Source organism: Streptomyces sp. NPDC046557, from assembly GCF_040645975.1.
GTDB lineage: Bacteria > Actinomycetota > Actinomycetes > Streptomycetales > Streptomycetaceae > Streptomyces.
Genome location: NZ_JBEYZH010000001.1, coordinates 960636 through 978804 on the forward strand (window position 1 = coordinate 960636; position 18169 = coordinate 978804).

The following is an 18169-nucleotide window of genomic DNA, read 5'->3' on the forward strand; positions in this document are numbered from 1 at the left end:
GAGTGAATCCTTAACGAGATGACAACGGTGCCATCCGTTATCTAACTGAAGACATCAGGGCGGGAGCCCGTACTCCGATTCCATTTTCCGCCAAAAGCGTCGAATCGCCCATCTCGCTCAATACGAGGGCCAGCGCTCCGAGAACCTCCGCGCGCCCGCCCAGGGAGCCCGTGAGCACCGAGAGTTGCCGGGCCGCGCTGGGGATCGCGTACCTCCCCACCGATTCACGGATGGGGGCCAGGACGAGTTCACCGGCCTCGGCGAGCGAGCCGCCGAGCACCACCCGGCTGGGGTTCAGCAGGTTGCACAGGCTGGCCACGCCGCTGCCGATGTGCCGGCCGACGTCGGTGATGACCCGACGGCAGCCGGGGTCGCCCTCGCGGGCCAGTTCGACCACGCGCTCCATCGTCAACTCGGGTCCGTGGGTGCCCTGGAGGAGGGGCAGGACGTAGCGCGCGGCGGCGAAGGTCTCCAGGCAGCCGCGGTTTCCGCAGCGGCAGACGGGGCCCGATTCGTCGAGGGTGATGTGCCCGATCTCGCCCGCCGTTCCGCCGGGCCCGCGGTAGATCTGACCGTTGATCACCAGGCCCGATCCGACACCGCTCGCGACCTTGATGTAGGCGAGGTCCTTCACCCCCCGACCACTCCCCCAGACCAGCTCGCCGAGCGCACCGAGGTTGGCGTCGTTGTCCACGTAGACGGGTACGCCCAAACGGCTGGACAACTCCTGGCGCGGGTTGATCCCGGCCCAGCCCGGCAGGATCGCGGTCGAGCCGAGGGTGCCGGATTCCACGTCGATGGGGCCGGGGACGCCGAGGCCGACGCCGATGACCTTGTCGCGACCCACCCCCACGCCTTCGATCAGCCGTCCGACCAGCGCTTCCGCCCGGTCGAAGCCCTCGGTCCAGGAGGCGTCGACGTCCAGCGGCTCGGAGTCCTCGGCGAGCACCTGGTGGGCGAGGTTGCCCACGGCCACCCGCAGGTGGGTGTGGCCGAAGTCCACGCCGATCACGATGCCCGCGTCCCCGCTGAGCGAGACGCTGCGGGCCCGCCGGCCGCCCGCCGAGGTGTCGGTGACCTCGACGGTCCCGGCTTCCTTGAGTTCGCGGACGATGTTGGAGACCGTGGCCGCCGACAGTCCGGTGGCACGGGCGATCTCCGCCTGCGTCAGGGAGCCCGCGAGCCGGACGGCCCGCACGACGCGTTCGAGGTTCGCGCGATGCAGCGACGACTGCGATCCGGGAGTCTGCACGACTCATCCACTCCTAGCCCATAAGCGACGGCCGGCCGTCGCCCCCCGGCCGGCGACCAGGGCTGAGTGCTCCGAGACACCGGCGTCTCTCCAACTTGTGAACCTTAAGTCGAGCCTGTGGCCCCTCAGACGTCAAGAGGCTGACACAGCACGAATAGGACACTATTGGCAATATGGGGACGATATAGGGGCGAAAGAAGCGGTTCTATTTGAGAGTGGCGGAGGTCAGCCCGGCCTGGATCTGGCGCTGGAAGGAGAGGTAGACCACCAGCATCGGGATCATCGCGATGGTCACACCGGCGAACAGCACCGGCAGGTCCGTCTCGTAGCCCATCTGGTACTGGAGTTGGATCAGGCCCTGGGTGAGCATGTAGCGCTCGGGGTCGGAGCCGCTTTGGGGCTGCATCAGCACGGACGGCAGGATGTACTGGTTCCACTGGCCCAGGACATTGAATATCCCCACGCTGATCAGGCCGGGCTTGGCCATCGGCAGCATCACCTGGAAGAAGATCCGGGTGTCGGACGCCCCGTCGATCACCGCCGCCTCGTGGACGGCGGTGGGCAGCGTGCGGAAGAACGAATGCATGAAGAAGACGGTGAACGGCAGCGAGTACGCCACGTACACGAGGATCAGGCCCTGGTACGTATTGAGCATGTCGAGGCGCTTGACCATGAAGAACAGCGGCACGAGCGCCAGGAAGACGGGGAACATCGCCCCGCTGACGAAGAAGTAGTAGACGACCCGGTTGCCCGGGAAGGGGTAGCGGGCCAGTACGTACGCCGCCATCGACCCGAGCAACATGGTCAGCGGCACCGAGAACACCAGCACGATCAGCGTGTGGGCGAAGTAGTCCCCGATGCCCTTGTCCCAGGCGCGGGAGAAGGCGTCGAAGTGCCAGTGCGAGGGCCAACTGAGGGCCGAGCCGCCGATCTGCGAGTCGGTCTTGAAGGAACCGAGCGCGAGCCAGATCAGGGGCAGGACGATCAGTATCGCCCAGACGGCCAGGAACCCGTGCGAGAAGACGTTGAGCACCGTGCCGTCGGAGCGGCCGCCGCCGCCCTCCTTGGCGCGGCCGGCGCCGCCGGGCCGCTCGGCGGCGGCCTCTCCGGGGGCCTTGATCACTGTGGTCATCGGTGTCTCCCGCTCAGAACTCGATGCGCTCGCGGCGGGTGGCGCGCAGCGTGACGATGGAAAGGATCATGGTCAGGACGAGCATGACCACGCCCATGGCACAGGCGTATCCGCTCTTGCCGAAGTAGAGGAAGTTGCGCATCAGCACGGTGGCCATGACCTCGCTGTGGTGGTCCGGGCCACCGCCGAACTGGCCCGAGGTCATGGTGGACACCAAGACGAACATGTCCATCGCGGCGATGCCCAGGTACACGGCAGAGGTCTGTACCGAGTCCCACAGCAGGGGCAGGGTGACCTTGAAGAAGGTCTGGGCCCGGCCGGCGCCGTCCAGCAGGGCGGCCTCGTAGATGTCCTTCGGGATGGACTGCATGGCGGCGGAGAAGAGCACCAGGTAGAAGCCGACTCCGTGCCAGACGACCACCATGAGCAGGCACCACAGCACGAGGTTCGGCTCGTTGAGCCATTCGACGGGGTGGCTCGGGTCGACCAGCCCCAGTTTGGTGAGGAAGCCGTTGAGCAGGCCGCCCGCGTCGCTGCGGTACACGGCGCCGAAGAGCACGGCGAGGATGGCGAGGGAGAGGACCTGCGGGAAGAAGTAGACGATCTTGTAGAGGCCCGATCCGCGCACGCCCCGCACCCCGCCGGCGCCGCTGCGGCCGCCCGCGTTCACCATGAAGGCGAAGAAGAGGGCGAGCAGGATCGTGATCACCGGGACGAACACCAGGAGCAGCAGGTTGTGCCACAGGGCGCCGCGGAAGACCTCGTCCTTCATCAGCTCCGCGTAGTTGTCCAGGCCGATGAACTGGAACGTCGGCGACTGGCCCGACCAGTTGGTGAAGGAGTACCCGAACGTCTGGATGTAGGGCCAGATGACGAAGGTCAGGTACAGGGCGAGCGGCAGGATCAGGAAGCCGGTGATGAAACCGCCCCGTCCTCTGCCGCGGGCAACGTGGCTCATGGTGTCCGTCCCGTCCGTGACGTCAGCTGCGGCGGTTGTTCTTCGCGTTCGGGTCCTTGGCAGCCTTGTCTACCGCAGCCTGGGCCCGCTTGATCCATTCCTTGGGCTGGATCCGCTGGGCCATCAGCTCATTGGACGCGTTCTGGATCTCGGTGTCCATTTCGCTGTACCAGTCGGGGTACAGGTAGTTGAAGGTGTTGCTCCCGGCCGCCTTGACCGCCGCCACCGCCGACTGGGTGCCCGGACGCAGCTTGACGTCGGGGTTGACACCGTCCTTGACGACGGTGAGGGAGTTGGCCTGCTGGGCGAAGGTGGTCGACCATTCGCGTGACAGCATGGAGCGCAGGAACTCCAGTCCGCCGGCCTTGTTGGCGGCCTTCTCCGGGACGATGAAGGGTTCGCCCGCTCCCGCCCGGATTGCCTCGAAGGGCAGCTTGCTGTCGGCGAGCAACGGGACCGGCAGGAACTTCATGTCGAAGTCCTCCGGGGTCTGCTTGAGCTGCTCGTTCTCCAGCCAGGAGCCGGAGGGGATGAAGGCGGCCCTGTACTGGTTCCAGGCGGTCTGGGACTCCGTGTGGGTGAGGCCGTTGGTGCCCGGCATCAGCAGGCCCTTCTCGACGACCTCGTACACCGCCTCGACCGCCGCGAGGGCGGCGGGGTTGCCCTCGAAGGCGTTCGGTTCGAGGTTGTCGATCGCCTTCATCGCCTCCAGACCGCCCTTCTTGGCGATCAGGTCCATGATGACGACGTTGATGTAGTACGGGTACTTGCCCTGGTGGGCGAGGCCGCCGATGCCGGCGTCCTTGGCCTTCGTACAGACGGCGAGGAACTCGTCCCAGGTCTTGGGCTCGGTCCAGCCCTTCTCCTTGAAGAGCTTGCCGGAGTACCAGAAGCCGAACACGGTGTAGACGTAGTAGAGGGCGACGAACTTGCCTCCCTGGGTGCCCTGTTCGACGGTGCCGGGGATCAGCATGTCCCGGACCTTCTTGGACGGGTCGTCCAGGGAGGGCGCGTCGAGGACCTGGCTCAGGTCGGCGAGCTGACCGCCCTTGGCCAGGACGTCGACCTTGATCTGCTGGGCACCGGAGTCGTCGACCACGTCCGGCGGGTTGCCGCCGTTGAAGCGCGGCTGGAGCTTGCCGGCGATCTCCTGGGTGCCCAGGTGGGAGCTGGTGGTGCCCCACTTCTTGTCGAAGGCGGCTTCCCACGCCTTGGCGTAGTCGTCGCCGAACCCGCCCTTGAAGACGACGACGTCCATCTTGCCGCCCTTGGCGACGCCGAAGGGGTTCTCCTTGGAGACGGCACCCTTCGCGGGGCCCTTGGTCGTCGTGTCGCCGCCGGAGGCGCAGGCGGAAAGGAAGCTCATCGTCGGGACGGCGATCAGGCCGAGTGCCGCGGAGCGCTTGATCAGGTCCCGGCGGCCGAGGCCCTCACCGGTGCTGTTCTCGCCGTGGGCGGAGGTGGATCCCATGCTCAAGTCCTCGCCTTCGTCAGGAGTGTGAAGGAGGAAGGAACACCACGGCGGCTGCCGTGCGCGCGGCATCGCCGCAGGTCCCCACCGTCCCCCCGTCCGGGGCCGCTCGTCTCGCGGTGGCCCGGACGGCCACAGGTATAGTCCACTTCCGCTCGGGTGAGCAAGATCGTGCACAAGTATCTGCCCCGGCTTTTCCGAGTTGAGACCTCACCGTCACCTGGCCGGCCGATACACGACGGTCCGACAAAAGCGGAAGGGCCGTACCCCCTTTCGGGGATACGGCCCTTCGGATGCCGCTCGGCGTCCGCGTGACTAGCCGCGGATCAGGTTGCGGAGCACGTACTGCATGATGCCGCCGTTGCGGTAGTAGTCCGCCTCACCGGGGGTGTCGATGCGGACGACCGCGTCGAACTCACGGCGGACATTATCGGCTTCGCCGGGGGCCGTGTCGGTGGTGACCTTGACGGTGCGCGGGGTGGTGCCGTTGTTCAGCTCCTCCACACCGGTGAAGGAGAAGGTCTCCTCGCCGGTGAGGCCCAGCGCGGCGGCCGAGGCGCCCTCCGGGAACTGGAGGGGGAGCACACCCATGCCGATCAGGTTCGAGCGGTGGATGCGCTCGTAGGACTCGGCGATGACGGCCTTGACGCCGAGCAGCGCGGTGCCCTTGGCCGCCCAGTCGCGGGACGAGCCCGAGCCGTACTCCTTGCCCGCCAGGATGACCAGCGGGACGCCGGCGGCCTGGTAGTTCTGCGAGGCGTCGTAGATGAAGGAGACCGGCGCGTCGGCCTGCGTGAAGTCGCGCGTGAAGCCGCCCTCGGTGCCCGGCGCGATCTGGTTGCGCAGGCGGATGTTGGCGAACGTACCGCGGATCATCACCTCGTGGTTGCCGCGGCGGGAACCGTAGGAGTTGAAGTCGCGGCGCTCGACGCCGTGCTCCGTGAGGTACTTGCCGGCCGGGGTGTCGGCCTTGATCGCACCGGCCGGGGAGATGTGGTCGGTGGTGACCGAGTCGCCCAGCTTCGCCAGCACGCGGGCGCCGGTGATGTCGGAGACCGGGGTGGTCTCCATCGTCATGCCCTCGAAGTAGGGGGGCTTGCGGACGTAGGTGGACTGCGGGTCCCACTCGAACGTGTTACCGGTCGGGATGGACAGCGCCTGCCACTGGGCGTCGCCCGCGAAGACGTCCCGGTAGGAGTTGTTGAACATGTCCTCGCCGATGGCGTTCGCCACGACGTCGTTGACCTCGGCCTCGGAGGGCCAGATGTCCTGGAGGTAGACCGGCTTGCCCTCGGTGTCGATGCCGATGGCGTCCTTGGTGATGTCCACCTTCATGGAGCCCGCGATGGCGTACGCGACGACCAGCGGCGGGGAGGCCAGGTAGTTCATCTTGACGTCGGGGTTGATGCGACCCTCGAAGTTGCGGTTGCCCGAGAGCACCGAGGTGACCGCGAGGTCGGCCTCGTTGATCGCCTTCGAGATCTCCTCGTCCAGCGGACCGGAGTTGCCGATGCAGGTGGTGCAGCCGTAGCCGACCAGGTTGAAGCCCAGCTTGTCCAGGTACGGGGTCAGGCCGGCCTTGTCGAAGTAGTCGGTGACGACCTTCGAACCCGGGGCCAGGGTGGTCTTGACCCACGGCTTGCGGGTCAGGCCCTTCTCGGCCGCCTTCTTCGCCACGAGCGCCGCGGCGACCATGACGTAGGGGTTCGAGGTGTTGGTGCAGGAGGTGATCGCGGCGACGGTGACGGCGCCGTGGTCGATCTCGAACGACGTGCCGTCCGCCAGCGTGACCAGGGTCGGCTTGGTCGGGATGCCGTCGGCGGAGGCCGGGGCGTCGGACGCCGGGAAGGACTCCTTGCCGGCCTCCTCGTCATCGCTGACGTAGTTGCGCACGTCGACGGCGAACTGCTCGGCGGCGTTCGCGAGGACGATGCGGTCCTGCGGGCGCTTGGGGCCGGCGATGGAGGGGACGACCGTGGAGAGGTCGAGCTCCAGCTTCTCGGAGAAGTCCGGCTCGGCGGCCGGGTCCAGCCACAGACCCTGCTCCTTGGCGTACGCCTCGACGAGCGCGACCTGCTGGGCGTCGCGGCCGGTCAGGCGCAGGTACTTCAGCGTCTCGTCGTCGATCGGGAAGATCGCGGCGGTCGAACCGAACTCCGGCGACATGTTGCCGATGGTGGCGCGGTTCGCGAGGGAGGTGGCGGCGACGCCCTCACCGTAGAACTCGACGAACTTGCCGACGACGCCGTGCTTGCGGAGCATCTCGGTGATGGTCAGCACGAGGTCGGTGGCGGTGGTGCCGGTCGGCAGCTCGCCGGTCAGCTTGAAGCCCACGACGCGCGGGATCAGCATGGAGACCGGCTGGCCGAGCATCGCGGCCTCTGCCTCGATGCCGCCGACGCCCCAGCCCAGCACGCCCAGGCCGTTGACCATGGTGGTGTGCGAGTCGGTGCCGACGAGGGTGTCGGGGTAGGCCTGGCCACCGCGGACCATGACCGTGCGGGCCAGGTGCTCGATGTTGACCTGGTGCACGATGCCGGTGCCCGGGGGGACGACCTTGAACTCGTCGAAGGCGGTCTGGCCCCAGCGCAGGAACTGGTAGCGCTCCTTGTTGCGGCCGTACTCCAGCTCCACGTTCTGGGCGAACGCGTCGTTGGTGCCGAACTTGTCGGCGATGACCGAGTGGTCGATGACCAGCTCGGCCGGGGCCAGCGGGTTGATCTTTGACGGGTCGCCGCCGAGGGCCTTCACGGCCTCGCGCATCGTGGCGAGGTCGACGACGCAGGGGACGCCGGTGAAGTCCTGCATGATCACGCGGGCCGGCGTGAACTGGATCTCCTCGCTGGGCTGCGCCTGCGAGTCCCAGTTGCCCAGGGACCGGATGTGGTCGGCGGTGATGTTCGCGCCGTCCTCGGTACGGAGCAGGTTCTCCAGCAGCACCTTCAGGCTGTAGGGAAGGCGGGCCGCGCCCTCGACCTTGTCCAGCCGGAAGATCTCGTACGACTCGTCGCCCACCTGCAGCGTGCTGCGGGCGTCGAAGCTGTTCGCCGACACGACAGTCTCCTTCATGCATGATTTCGCGCGTATAACCGCATCCTGCCGCCACGCCCCATGGCCAATCCGCTAAGGTAGGGCTAAGTTAGGTAACCCTTACCAGCGGGGGCGGCTGCGGTACGCCTTCGGCAGATATCTCGATGTCGAGATAACTCTAGTACATGTCCGGGGGAAGGGACGAGGCGCGCACTCGCAGTCCTGCCGCCACGGTCAGTTGACCGGGCGATTCCGCTTCCCCCGATTCGATCAGCGCCACCAGCGCGGACACCGCGCGGACGGCGATCCGCTCCGGATCCAGGGTGACGGTGGTCACGGGCGGTTCGTTCTCGGCGTACGCCGGATCCTCGCTGGCGCAGACCAGCAGCAGGTCGTGGGGCGTACGGATGCCGTGGCGCGCGGCTGCCGCCAGCGCCTGACGTCCGCCCGGGTCGTACACGCAGTAGAGGGCCTCGGGCCGGGCGGGGCCGCGGAAGGCGGCGTCGAAGGCGTGACCTGCGCGGTCATCCGGATCGAAGGGGATCACGAGCGGGTCCGCCCCGCGCTCGGCGCACCACTGTTCGTAGGCGTCGGTGACGGCCCCGGTGTAGAACTCCCGGCCGTAGCCGGAGTGCAGCGCGATGCGCCGGGCTCCGGAGCTCGCGAGGTGGTCGAGCACCTCTCGCGTGGTGCTCGCGTGGTCGTTGTCCACCCATATGTCCCTCGGCCACGGGTCCGGCGGCCGTCCGTCGAAGACCAGCGGCAGGCCGCGGGCGCGCAGGGCGCGCAGCACCGGGTCCCCGGCGGGGCTGTCCAGCAGCAGCATCCCGTCGACGGCGAGGGCGTGCCAGAGCGGCTCGCCACCGCGGTCGGCGGGCAGGGCGGTCAGGGCGTAGCCGCGGGCGTGCGCGGCGGAGGTCGCGGCGGTCAGCAGCCGGGAGAAGTAGGCGACGCCCACGAAGTCCCAGGCGGAGCCTGCGTACGTGGTCACCGCCAGCCCGAGGGTGCGGGTACGGGGGCCGCGCCGGGAGCCGTAGCCGAGGCCGGCCGCCACCTCGCGGACCCGGCGGCGGGTGCCGTCGGCGAGGCGGCCGGTGCCGTTGAGGGCGTGCGAGACGGTCGCGGTGGAGACCTCCGCGGCGCGCGCGATGTCGGCGATGGTCGGTCCGGGGTCGGGCACGGGGTCATGGTACGGGCGGGGCCGGGCGGCCCCTTGGCGACGGGGTGCGCTCCGATCGGGGAGGCGGGGGTGGCGGTGGTACGGAATCCGTCGCGCGGGGCGGGTTCCGGTTAAGGGGTTAATCACCCAATGTCCACGCCACGTACCGACACCGCCGTACCGATGTCTGGAGTGGCCATGACCCCTTCCCCCTTGTCCCGGCGAGGGCTCCTCGCGTCCGCCGGGGCCGCCTCGGCGGCGACGCTGCTCGGCGCGGGCGCGGCCTCGGCCGCCTCGGGTTCTTCCGGTTCTTCCGGTTCTTCCGGTTCTTCCGGGGGTCGGGGTTCCGCCGCCCTGGTGTTCCACAACGCCCGGGTCTACACGGGCCGACCGGGCGGCGCGCCGGTGGAGGCCGTCGCGGTGGGCCGGGACGGCACGATCCTGGCCGCCGGTTCGAGTGCCTCCGTACGCCGGCACGCGGGCCGGGACACCGAGGTGGTCGACGCCCGCGGCAACACGGTGATGAGCGGTATCCACGACGGGCACGTACACCCTCTGGGCGCCGGTGAGCGGTCGCTGCGTCCCTCGCTGGTGAGCGCGGAGACCACCGTGGCGGAACTCACCGCCCTGCTGACCGGGTTCCTCGCCGACACCGGCGGCGCGGGCGCCGAGCCCGACGGTTGGCTGGTGGTGGAGGACTGGAACCCGGTCGGGCTGCTGCCGGCGGGAACCGCCCCGCACCACGCGATGCTGGACGCGCTGCCCACGCGGCGCCCCGTCGTCCTGGTCGGCGGCGACGGACACAACCTGTGGGCGAACCAGCGGGCCCTGGACATCGCCGGGATCACGGCGGCCACCCCCGACCCGGTAGGCGGCAAGGTGGTCAAGGGCGCCGACGGGGCGCCGACGGGGGTGCTCAAGGACGACGCGCAGGACCTGGTGAAGCGGCACGTCCCCGAACCGTCCACCGCCGAACTGGTGGCGGCCTGCGCCAAGGTGCTGGAGCTGGCCGCCGCCTCCGGGGTCACGACCATGATGGACGCCCTGGTCGGCCGGCACGAGCTGGAGCTCTACCGGGCGCTGTCGGCGGCGGGGAAGCTGCCCCAGCGGATCGTGGCCGCCCTCCGGCTGGACGCCGGGCAGGCCAAGGACCCGGCCGCTTCGCTGGCGTACGCGCGCGGGCTGCGGCGGGAGTTCGAGGGGGTGCGGGGGCTACGGTTCGGGATGATCAAGGTGTTCCTGGACGGGGTCATCGAGTACCCGGCGCAGACGGCGGCGCTGTTGGAGCCGTACCTGGACGGAGCGGGCAAACCGACCACCAACCGAGGGGAGCTGTACACGTCGGCGGCCGACTACGGCCGACTGTCCGCGGTCTTCAACGCGGCCGGCTGGCAGATGCACGCCCACGGCTTGGGCGACCGGGCGGTCCGTACCGCTTTGGACGGGTACGAGTACGCCAGGCGGGTGACGGGCCATCGGGACGCGCGCAACGCGATCGCCCACCTCCAGGTCGTCGATCCGGCCGATCTGCCCCGTTTCGCCCGGCTCGGCGTGGCCGTCTGCATGCAGCTCCAGTGGGCTTCGCGCGATACCTGGACGATGGAGGCGTTGCTGCCCTACATCGGGCCGCGCCGCCACCGTTGGATGTATCCGGCACGGAGCATCGAGAAGGCCGGGGCGCGACTGACGGGCGGCTCGGACTGGCCGGTGGACGTCCTCCAGGTGTGGAACCAGCTGCGGACGGCGGTCGACCGGCGGGGCGCGTTCGGCGAGGGGGAGCTGTACCGGGAGCTGGAGGGGCTGAGCCGGGACTCCGCCTTGCGGATGCACACCTCGGGCACGGCCTGGCAGTTGCGCCAGGAGGGGTTGACCGGCACGGTGGAGACGGGCAAGGCGGCCGACCTCGTGCTGCTGGACCGGGACGTGACCCGCTGCCCGGTGGCCGACATCAGCGACACCGGCGTACGGATGACGCTGGTCGGCGGGCGCGTGGTGCACGACGCGGAGTCCGCGTCGGGCCGGGCGGCCTCGGCCCGCGCGCAGCGCGCGCGCTCGGCCCCGCGACCGGTTTCGTACGCGGCCGTCCACGGCGGCCGACACCACGCCTGCGGGCACTGAACGGGCGCCGGTTCGGAACCCGTCGGCTGACTCGGGGTCAGCCGGCGGGTCTTCCCGCCACTGTGGGTAACACCCGTCTGCCACACCCCGTTCGGCCCCCATCTCATATCTGAGATACGGTGCACCCATGGCAGACGACTACCTCGTACGTATCGGCAAGCTCATCCGTGACGCCCGTCAGCACCGGGGCTGGACACAGAGTCAGCTCGCCGACGCGCTCGGCACCAGCCAGAGCGCCGTCAACCGGATCGAACGTGGCAACCAGAACATCAGCCTTGAGATGATCGCCCGAATCGGTGAAGCTCTCGACAGCGAGATCGTCTCTCTGGGCTACGCCGGACCCATGCACCTGCGGGTCGTCGGCGGCCGCCGCCTCTCCGGTGCCATCGACGTCAAGACGAGCAAGAACGCCTGCGTGGCGCTGCTCTGCGCCTCGCTGCTCAACAAGGGCCGTACGGTGCTCAGGCGTGTCGCCCGCATCGAAGAGGTGTACCGCCTCCTCGAAGTCCTGAACTCCATCGGTGTCCGTACCCGCTGGATCAACGACGGCGTGGACCTGGAGATCGTCCCGCCGGCCCGCCTCGACATGGACGCCATGGACGCGGACGCGGCCCGCCGGACGCGCAGCATCATCATGTTCCTGGGCCCGCTGCTGCACCGCATGGACCAGTTCCGGCTGCCGTACGCCGGCGGTTGCGACCTCGGCACCCGCACCATCGAGCCGCACATGATCGCCCTGCGCCGCTTCGGCCTGGAGATCACCGCGACCGAGGGCATCTACCACGCCCGGGTCGCCGCCGGGGTCTCCCCCGACCGCCCGATCGTCCTGACCGAGCGCGGGGACACGGTGACGGAGAACGCGCTGCTGGCCGCGGCCCGGCACGACGGCGTGTCCGTCATCCGCAACGCCTCCTCCAACTACATGGTCCAGGACCTCTGCTTCTTCCTGGAGACCCTGGGCGTCAAGGTCGAGGGCATCGGCACCACCACCCTCACCGTCCACGGCGTCCCGAACATCGACGTCGACGTCGACTACTCCCCCTCCGAGGACCCGGTCGAGGCGATGAGCCTGCTGGCCGCGGCCGTGGTCACCGAGTCCGAACTGACCATCCGCCGGGTGCCGATCGAGTTCATGGAGATCGAGCTCGCGGTGCTGGAGGAGATGGGCCTGGACCACGACCGCTCCGCGGAGTACACCGCCGACAACGGCCGTACCCGCCTGGTCGACCTGACGGTCCGCCCGTCGAAGCTCGAAGCCCCGATCGACAAGATCCACCCGATGCCGTTCCCCGGGCTGAACATCGACAACGTCCCGTTCTTCGCGGCCATCGCCGCCGTCGCCCAGGGCCAGACCCTGATCCACGACTGGGTGTACGACAACCGGGCGATCTACCTGACCGACCTCAACCGCCTCGGTGGCCGCCTCCAACTCCTGGACCCCCACCGCGTACTGGTCGAGGGCCCGACCCGCTGGCGCGCGGCGGAAATGATGTGCCCGCCCGCCCTCCGCCCGGCGGTGGTCGTCCTCCTGGCGATGATGGCGGCCGAGGGCACCTCGGTCCTGCGCAACGTCTACGTCATCAACCGCGGCTACGAGGAACTGGCGGAACGCCTCAACTCGGTCGGCGCCCAGATCGAGATCTTCCGCGACATCTAGAACCAGGGCCGTCTGACGGATCATGGCCGGGCCGCGCGCGGAGCCCGTGGACGACGCCCCCCGCCCATCGAGTGGGCGGGGGGCTTTCGTGTCACACGCCCCGGCCCGCGCGTGGGGCGGGGCGGCGGGATTCGGCCATATGGGCGAGGGGGGTGGGCGGGCGGAGCGGCAGAATCGGGGGTTCGGACGGCGTCGAGGGGGCGGCCATGGGAGTGGACAGTACGACGGGAACACACGCGGGTACGGAGGTCCCGGTGTTGGCCGGGGCGCCGTTGCTGGGGTCGCTGTTCGACCTGACCTCGGATTCGCTCGGTACCTACCTGCGCGCACAGCAGCGCCACGGTGACGTGGTGCGCGTCAGCGCCGGGCCGCCCGGGCTGCGTACGGAGTTGTACTGCGTGTTCTCCGCGGAGGGCGCACAGCAGGTCCTGGCATCGGAATCGGCCAACTTCCGCAAGGACAACCCCTTCTACCAGGAGATCCGCGAGTCCCTCGGCAACGGGCTGCTGACCAGCCAGGACGAGGAGTACCTGCGCCAGCGCCGGCTGGTCCAGCCGCTGTTCACCCGCCGCCGGGTGGACGGCTACGCGAGCGCCGTCGTAGCCGAGACCCGGGCGACGCTCGACACCTGGGTGGGGGCCACAGACGGGATCGTCGACGTCTCGGACGAGATGACGCGGCTCGCGCTGCGCGCGGTGGCCAGGATCCTGTTCGGCACCGATGTGGACGCCACCGTCGACGTCATCGACCGGTCCTTCCCCGTCATCACGGAGTACGTGCTGCGGCGCGGCTACTCCCCCGCGAACATCCCGCGGAGCTGGCCCACCCCGGGCAATCGGCGGGCCGCCGCCGCGATGGACGAGTTGTACGCGGTCTGCGACCGGATCATCGCCGAGCGGCGGGGCGGCGCCGGCGGCAAGGACGGGGCGGAAGGCACGGAGGGGGACGACCTGCTGACGCTGCTCGCCGCCGCGCAGAGCGCCGACGACGCCGCCTTCGACGCCGACGAGCTGCGCGACCAGGTGCTGATCTTCCTGCTCGCCGGTCACGAGACGACCGCCACCTCGCTGGCCTTCGCGCTCCACCTGCTGGCCCGCCACCCCGAGCACCAGGAGCGGGCGTACGAGGAGATCTCCCGGGTGCTGGGCGACCGTGAGCCCGAGGCCGCCGACCTCGACCGGCTGCCGTACCTCACGCAGGTGCTCAAGGAGGCGATGCGGCTCTACCCCGCGGCCCCCGTGATGGGCCGCAAGGCCGTGGCCGCGAGCCGGATCGGCGGGCTCACCGTCCCGGCCGGCGCCAACGTGATCCTCGCTCCGTGGGTCACGCACCGCCACCCCGACCACTGGCCCGACCCCGAGCGCTTCGACCCGGAGCGGTTCACCCCCGCGGCGGAGGCCGGCCGCCCCCGCTACGCGTGGTTCCCCTTCGGGGGCGGCCCGCGCGCCTGCATCGGTCAGCACTTCTCCATGCTGGAGTCGGTGATCGCGCTCGCGGTGATGCTCCGGGAGTACGAGTTCGAGGCCGTGGACCGGGAGGTCCCGGTCGGCGTCGGCATCACCCTGCGCGCGGACGGACCGGCCCGCTGCCGGCTGCGCCGGCGGACGCGGGAGCGCGGGGACACCCCCTAAACGGCCGCCGTCGGGGTGTGGTTGCCCTGGAGGCGGGCCAGGTCCGAGGGCCGGACCTGGATGACCACCAGGGCGATCACCGCCGCCGTCAGGGCGAACGCGGCGGCCACGATGAACGCCGTGCTGACGCCGGAGGCGAGCACCTGATCGCCCCAGGGGTCGGGGAGTTGGCCGGTGCGCAGGAACATCGCCCGCTGTCCGGGGTCGGCGGTGGCGAGGAAAGCCGGGACCTGGGTGTGGGCCTCGTTGCGGCTGGCGGTGCCGAAGACGGTGACGAGGATGGACAGGCCGAGCGAGCCGCCCACCTGCTGCGTGGTGTTGAGCAGCCCGGAGGCCGCTCCCGATTCCCGGTCGGGCACGTTGGACAGGGCCATCAGCGTCAGCGAGACGAACTGCATGCCCATGCCGATGCCGAAGATGAGCATCGGCCCCAGGATGCTGCCGAGGTAGGTGGAGTGCACGTCGGTCTGCGTCAGCCAGGCCAGGCCGGCCGCCGTACAGAGCGCGCCGCCCACCATGAAGGGTTTGGGTCCGAACTTCGGCAGGAGCCGGGATGCGAGGCCCGCACCCATGGCGATGACGACGCTGACCGGCAGGAACGCGAGGCCTGCGCTGAGGGGGCTGAATCCCAGCACGTTCTGGACGAAGAGGGTCAGGAAGAAGAACATGCCGAACATCGCGCAGGCGAGGAAGAGCATGATGCCGTAGGTACCGGCCCGGTTGCGGTCGGCGAACATGTGCAGGGGCGTGATCGGCTGTGGCGAGCGCCGCTCGTTCACTGTGAAGAGGGTCAGCAGGACCACGGCGGCGCCGAACGAGCCGAGGGTCAGGCCGTCGCGCCAGCCCTCCTGGGACGCGCGGATGAATCCGTAGACGAGGGCGACCATGCCGGTGGTGCACAGCAGCGCGCCCGCGAAGTCGAAGTGCCCCGGATGGCGTTCGGACTCCTTGATGACCCTGGCGGCCGTGAAGGCGATGGCCAGTGCGATCGGGACGTTGACGAAGAAGACCCAGCGCCAGTCGAGCCATTCGACGAGGACGCCGCCGGCCAGGAGTCCGATCGCGCCGCCGCCCGCCGAGACCGCGGCGAACACCCCGAAGGCCCGGTTGCGGGCCGGTCCCTCGCGGAAGGTGGTGGTGATCAGCGCGAGGGCGGTCGGTGAGGCGATGGCGCCGCCCATTCCCTGGAGCGCCCGGGCGCCCATCAGTTGGCCCTCGTTCTGGGCGAGTCCACCGAGCAGGGAGGCGAGGCCGAAGAGCAGCACGCCGAAGATGAAGACGCGTTTGCGGCCGAGGATGTCGCCCGTGCGACCGCCGAGGAGCAACAGGCCGCCGAAGGTGAGGGTGTAGGCGTTGACGACCCACGAAAGGCTTTCGGTGGAGAACCCGAGGGCGGTCTGGATGTGCGGCAGCGCGATGTTCACGATGGTGATGTCCAGAACCACCATGAGCTGGCAAGAGGCGATGACGAACAGGGCGAGGCCGTTCCCGCGCCCTTCTCGAACCTTGCCGGCGGCCCCCGTGTTGGTCGGCGATGTTTTCCCGTCCACCCCTACGACGCTAAACCTGCCTCCGGAGCCTCACCACTCGAATGGCCTAACGCCGGCCCGACAGTCCGACGTCTATACGGTGTGATATTTCACATGGCAGACTGCGATCATGGATGACTTCCTCAGGCTCTCCGCGGCCACCGGCCGGTTCACCCACGGAGCCCCCCGCGCCTTCGCCTTCGGTGACGACGGGCGGCTGCTCTGGTTCCTGCGCTCGACGGGCCCCACCGACCGGGTCGACGCCCTGTGGGTCCTCGACACCTCGACCGGCACCGAAACCCTCCTCGCCGACCCCCGCCGGCTCGCGGCCGGCGCCCTGACCACCGCCGAGCGCCGGCTGCGCGAACGCGTGCGGCTCGTCGCGGGCGGTATCGGCTCGTACGCCCTCTCCGGCGACGGCCGCCACGCCGCGTTCGCGCTCGGCGGGCGGCTGTACGGGGTCACTTGCGACGGCGTCGCACCACCCGGGGAGATCCCCGCCGCAGGCCCCGCGATGGACCCGCGCCCGAACGCGGACGGCACACGCGTCGCGTACGTCACGGGCGACGCCCTCCACACCGTGCCCGGCGGTCGGGTCAGCCCCGACGACGGAGCCCGCTGGGGCCTCGCGGAGTTCGCGGCGGCCGAGGAGCTCGGCCGCGACCGCGGCCACTGGTGGTCCCCCGACGGGCAGACCCTGCTGGCTGCCCGGGTCGACGAGTCCGCCCTCCAGCGGCGTTGGATCGGCGACCCGGCACACCCGGAGCTCCCGGTGGAGGACTTCGCGTATCCCGAGGCGGGCGGCCCCAACGCGGACGTGCAGCTGTGGGTGGTCGGTCCGGGTGGCAACAGGGTGCGGCTCGACTGGGACGCCGAGACCTACCCGTACGTCTCGGACGCCGGGTGGGAATCGGCCGGGGAGATCCTGCTGACGGTCCAGGACCGGCTCCAGCGCACGGTGCTGCTGCTCGGCGCCGACCCGGTGACCGGCGCGACCCGTGAGCTGTCCCGTACCACCCACCCCCAGTGGGTGGACCCGCTGCCCGGGACCCCGGCCCGGCTTCCCGACGGACGGATGCTGACGGCAGCCGACACCGCGGGCGGGGCCGCGCGCACCCTCGCCGTCGCCGGCAGGCTCCTGACCGGTGAGGGCGTCCAGGTCCGCCGCGTGGCCGGGTGGCACGAGGGCCGGTTGGCGGTCGAGGTCGGGCTGCGCGATCCGGCCGAGCAGCAGGTGTTCCTCCTGGACCCCGACACCGGTGGGTTGACGGCCCTCGCCGAGTCGCCCGGGGTGCACACCGTGCTCGCCTCGTCCGGGGCGCTGCTGCTGACGGCCGCGGACGCGGAGGGGATACGACGGACCGTACGCACCGCGGACGGGAGGGAGTTCAGTCCCCTCGACCTGTCCGAACCGCTCCCCCACCGCGTGGCGCCGGTGCTGGAGCGGGTCACCGAACACCGCGTCCCCACCGCCCTGGTGCTCCCGCGCGGGCACGTACCCGGGACCAGGCTGCCGGTGCTGGTGGACGGCTACGGCGGCCCCGGGTTCCAGGACGTCTCGGTGGAGCCGCGGCGCTGGCAGCACCGCCAGTGGTGGGCCGACCAGGGCTTCGCCGTGGTCACCATCGACAACCGGGGTACCCCGTACGTCTCACCCGCCTACACCCACGCCATGTACCGCGGCTTCTCGGACGTCACCCTGGAGGACCAGGCAGCCGCCCTCCAGGCGCTCGGCGCCCGCCACCGGGACCTCGACCTCACCCGGGTCGGGGTGCGCGGCTGGTCGTACGGCGGCTACCTCGCGGCCCTCGCCGTATTGCGCCGCCCCGACCTCTTCCACGCGGCGGCCGCCGGAGCCGCGCCGACCGACTTCCGGCACTACGACACCGCGTACACCGACCGCTACCTGGGTCTCCCCCAGGAGCATCCCCAGGTGTACGAGCGGGACTCGCTGATCCCGGACGCGCCCCGGCTGACCCGGCCCCTGCTGCTCATCACGGGTCTGGCCGACGACAACGTCCACCCGTCCCACACCATGCGCCTGTCGCGGGCCCTGACGGACGCGGGGCGCCCGCACCGGCTGCTGGCGCTGCCGGGCGTCACTCACATGACGCCCGGCGGCACCCGGGAAAAGGTCATGCTCCAGGAACTGGATTTCTTCCGCCGTGAGTTGGGGTGAGTCGGGGCTCTGACCGGTGAGGGGCCCCGGAGCCGATCGTGTCGGCTCCGGGG

11 protein-coding genes are annotated in these 18169 nt (G+C 70.1%); 4 read left to right on the forward strand and 7 right to left on the reverse strand.

The genetic code is table 11. The annotated features are described in order from the left end of the window. Nucleotides 1–37: 37 nt before the first annotated feature. The 6 genes from ABZ934_RS04520 to ABZ934_RS04545 all read right to left on the reverse strand — a co-directional run bounded on the left by ABZ934_RS04520 (nt 38) and on the right by ABZ934_RS04545 (nt 9023). Nucleotides 38–1252: an ROK family transcriptional regulator gene (locus ABZ934_RS04520; protein ID WP_361308375.1), complete on the reverse strand. Its 1215-nt coding sequence runs from the start codon at nt 1250–1252 to the stop codon at nt 38–40. Nucleotides 1253–1457: 205 nt separating this feature from the next. Continuing rightward, the gene (locus ABZ934_RS04525; RefSeq protein ID WP_361308377.1) at nt 1458–2384 is read right to left on the reverse strand and encodes a carbohydrate ABC transporter permease; all 927 of its coding nucleotides are present in this window, start codon (nt 2382–2384) and stop codon (nt 1458–1460) included. Between the two features lie 13 nt (nt 2385–2397). Further along, on the reverse strand, nt 2398–3342 hold the full coding sequence (locus ABZ934_RS04530) for a sugar ABC transporter permease (RefSeq protein ID WP_361308379.1): 945 nt from the start codon (nt 3340–3342) through the stop codon (nt 2398–2400). A 22-nt stretch (nt 3343–3364) separates the two neighbouring features. Continuing rightward, a complete protein-coding gene (gene ngcE, locus ABZ934_RS04535) occupies nt 3365–4813 on the reverse strand; it encodes an N-acetylglucosamine/diacetylchitobiose ABC transporter substrate-binding protein (RefSeq protein ID WP_361308381.1) in 1449 nt (482 codons plus the stop codon). A gap of 315 nt (nt 4814–5128) precedes the next feature. After that, on the reverse strand, nt 5129–7867 hold the full coding sequence (acnA, locus tag ABZ934_RS04540; RefSeq protein ID WP_361308383.1) for an aconitate hydratase AcnA: 2739 nt from the start codon (nt 7865–7867) through the stop codon (nt 5129–5131). Nucleotides 7868–8021: 154 nt separating this feature from the next. Next, nucleotides 8022–9023 (reverse strand): LacI family DNA-binding transcriptional regulator, encoded by a 1002-nt coding sequence (locus ABZ934_RS04545; protein ID WP_361308385.1) that lies wholly within the window; start codon nt 9021–9023, stop codon nt 8022–8024. A 177-nt stretch (nt 9024–9200) separates the two neighbouring features. Between ABZ934_RS04545 and ABZ934_RS04550 the strand changes: the two genes are divergently transcribed. From ABZ934_RS04550 to ABZ934_RS04560, 3 genes are all read left to right on the forward strand, one after another. Then, entirely contained in the window at nt 9201–11120 is a 1920-nt protein-coding gene (locus ABZ934_RS04550) for an amidohydrolase (RefSeq protein ID WP_361308387.1), read from the forward strand. A 127-nt stretch (nt 11121–11247) separates the two neighbouring features. After that, complete coding sequence (locus tag ABZ934_RS04555) at nt 11248–12777, forward strand: UDP-N-acetylglucosamine 1-carboxyvinyltransferase (RefSeq protein ID WP_361308389.1); 1530 nt, start codon at nt 11248–11250, stop codon at nt 12775–12777. A 206-nt stretch (nt 12778–12983) separates the two neighbouring features. Next, a complete protein-coding gene (locus ABZ934_RS04560; RefSeq protein WP_361308391.1) occupies nt 12984–14408 on the forward strand; it encodes a cytochrome P450 in 1425 nt (474 codons plus the stop codon). Here the strand turns inward: ABZ934_RS04560 and ABZ934_RS04565 are convergent. After that, entirely contained in the window at nt 14405–15883 is a 1479-nt protein-coding gene (locus ABZ934_RS04565) for an MFS transporter (protein WP_361308737.1), read from the reverse strand. The two genes, ABZ934_RS04560 and ABZ934_RS04565, sit on opposite strands and share 4 nt — an antisense overlap. A 184-nt stretch (nt 15884–16067) precedes the next feature. Between ABZ934_RS04565 and ABZ934_RS04570 the strand changes: the two genes are divergently transcribed. Further along, entirely contained in the window at nt 16068–18116 is a 2049-nt protein-coding gene (locus ABZ934_RS04570) for an alpha/beta fold hydrolase (protein WP_361308393.1), read from the forward strand. Nucleotides 18117–18169 lie beyond the last annotated feature (53 nt).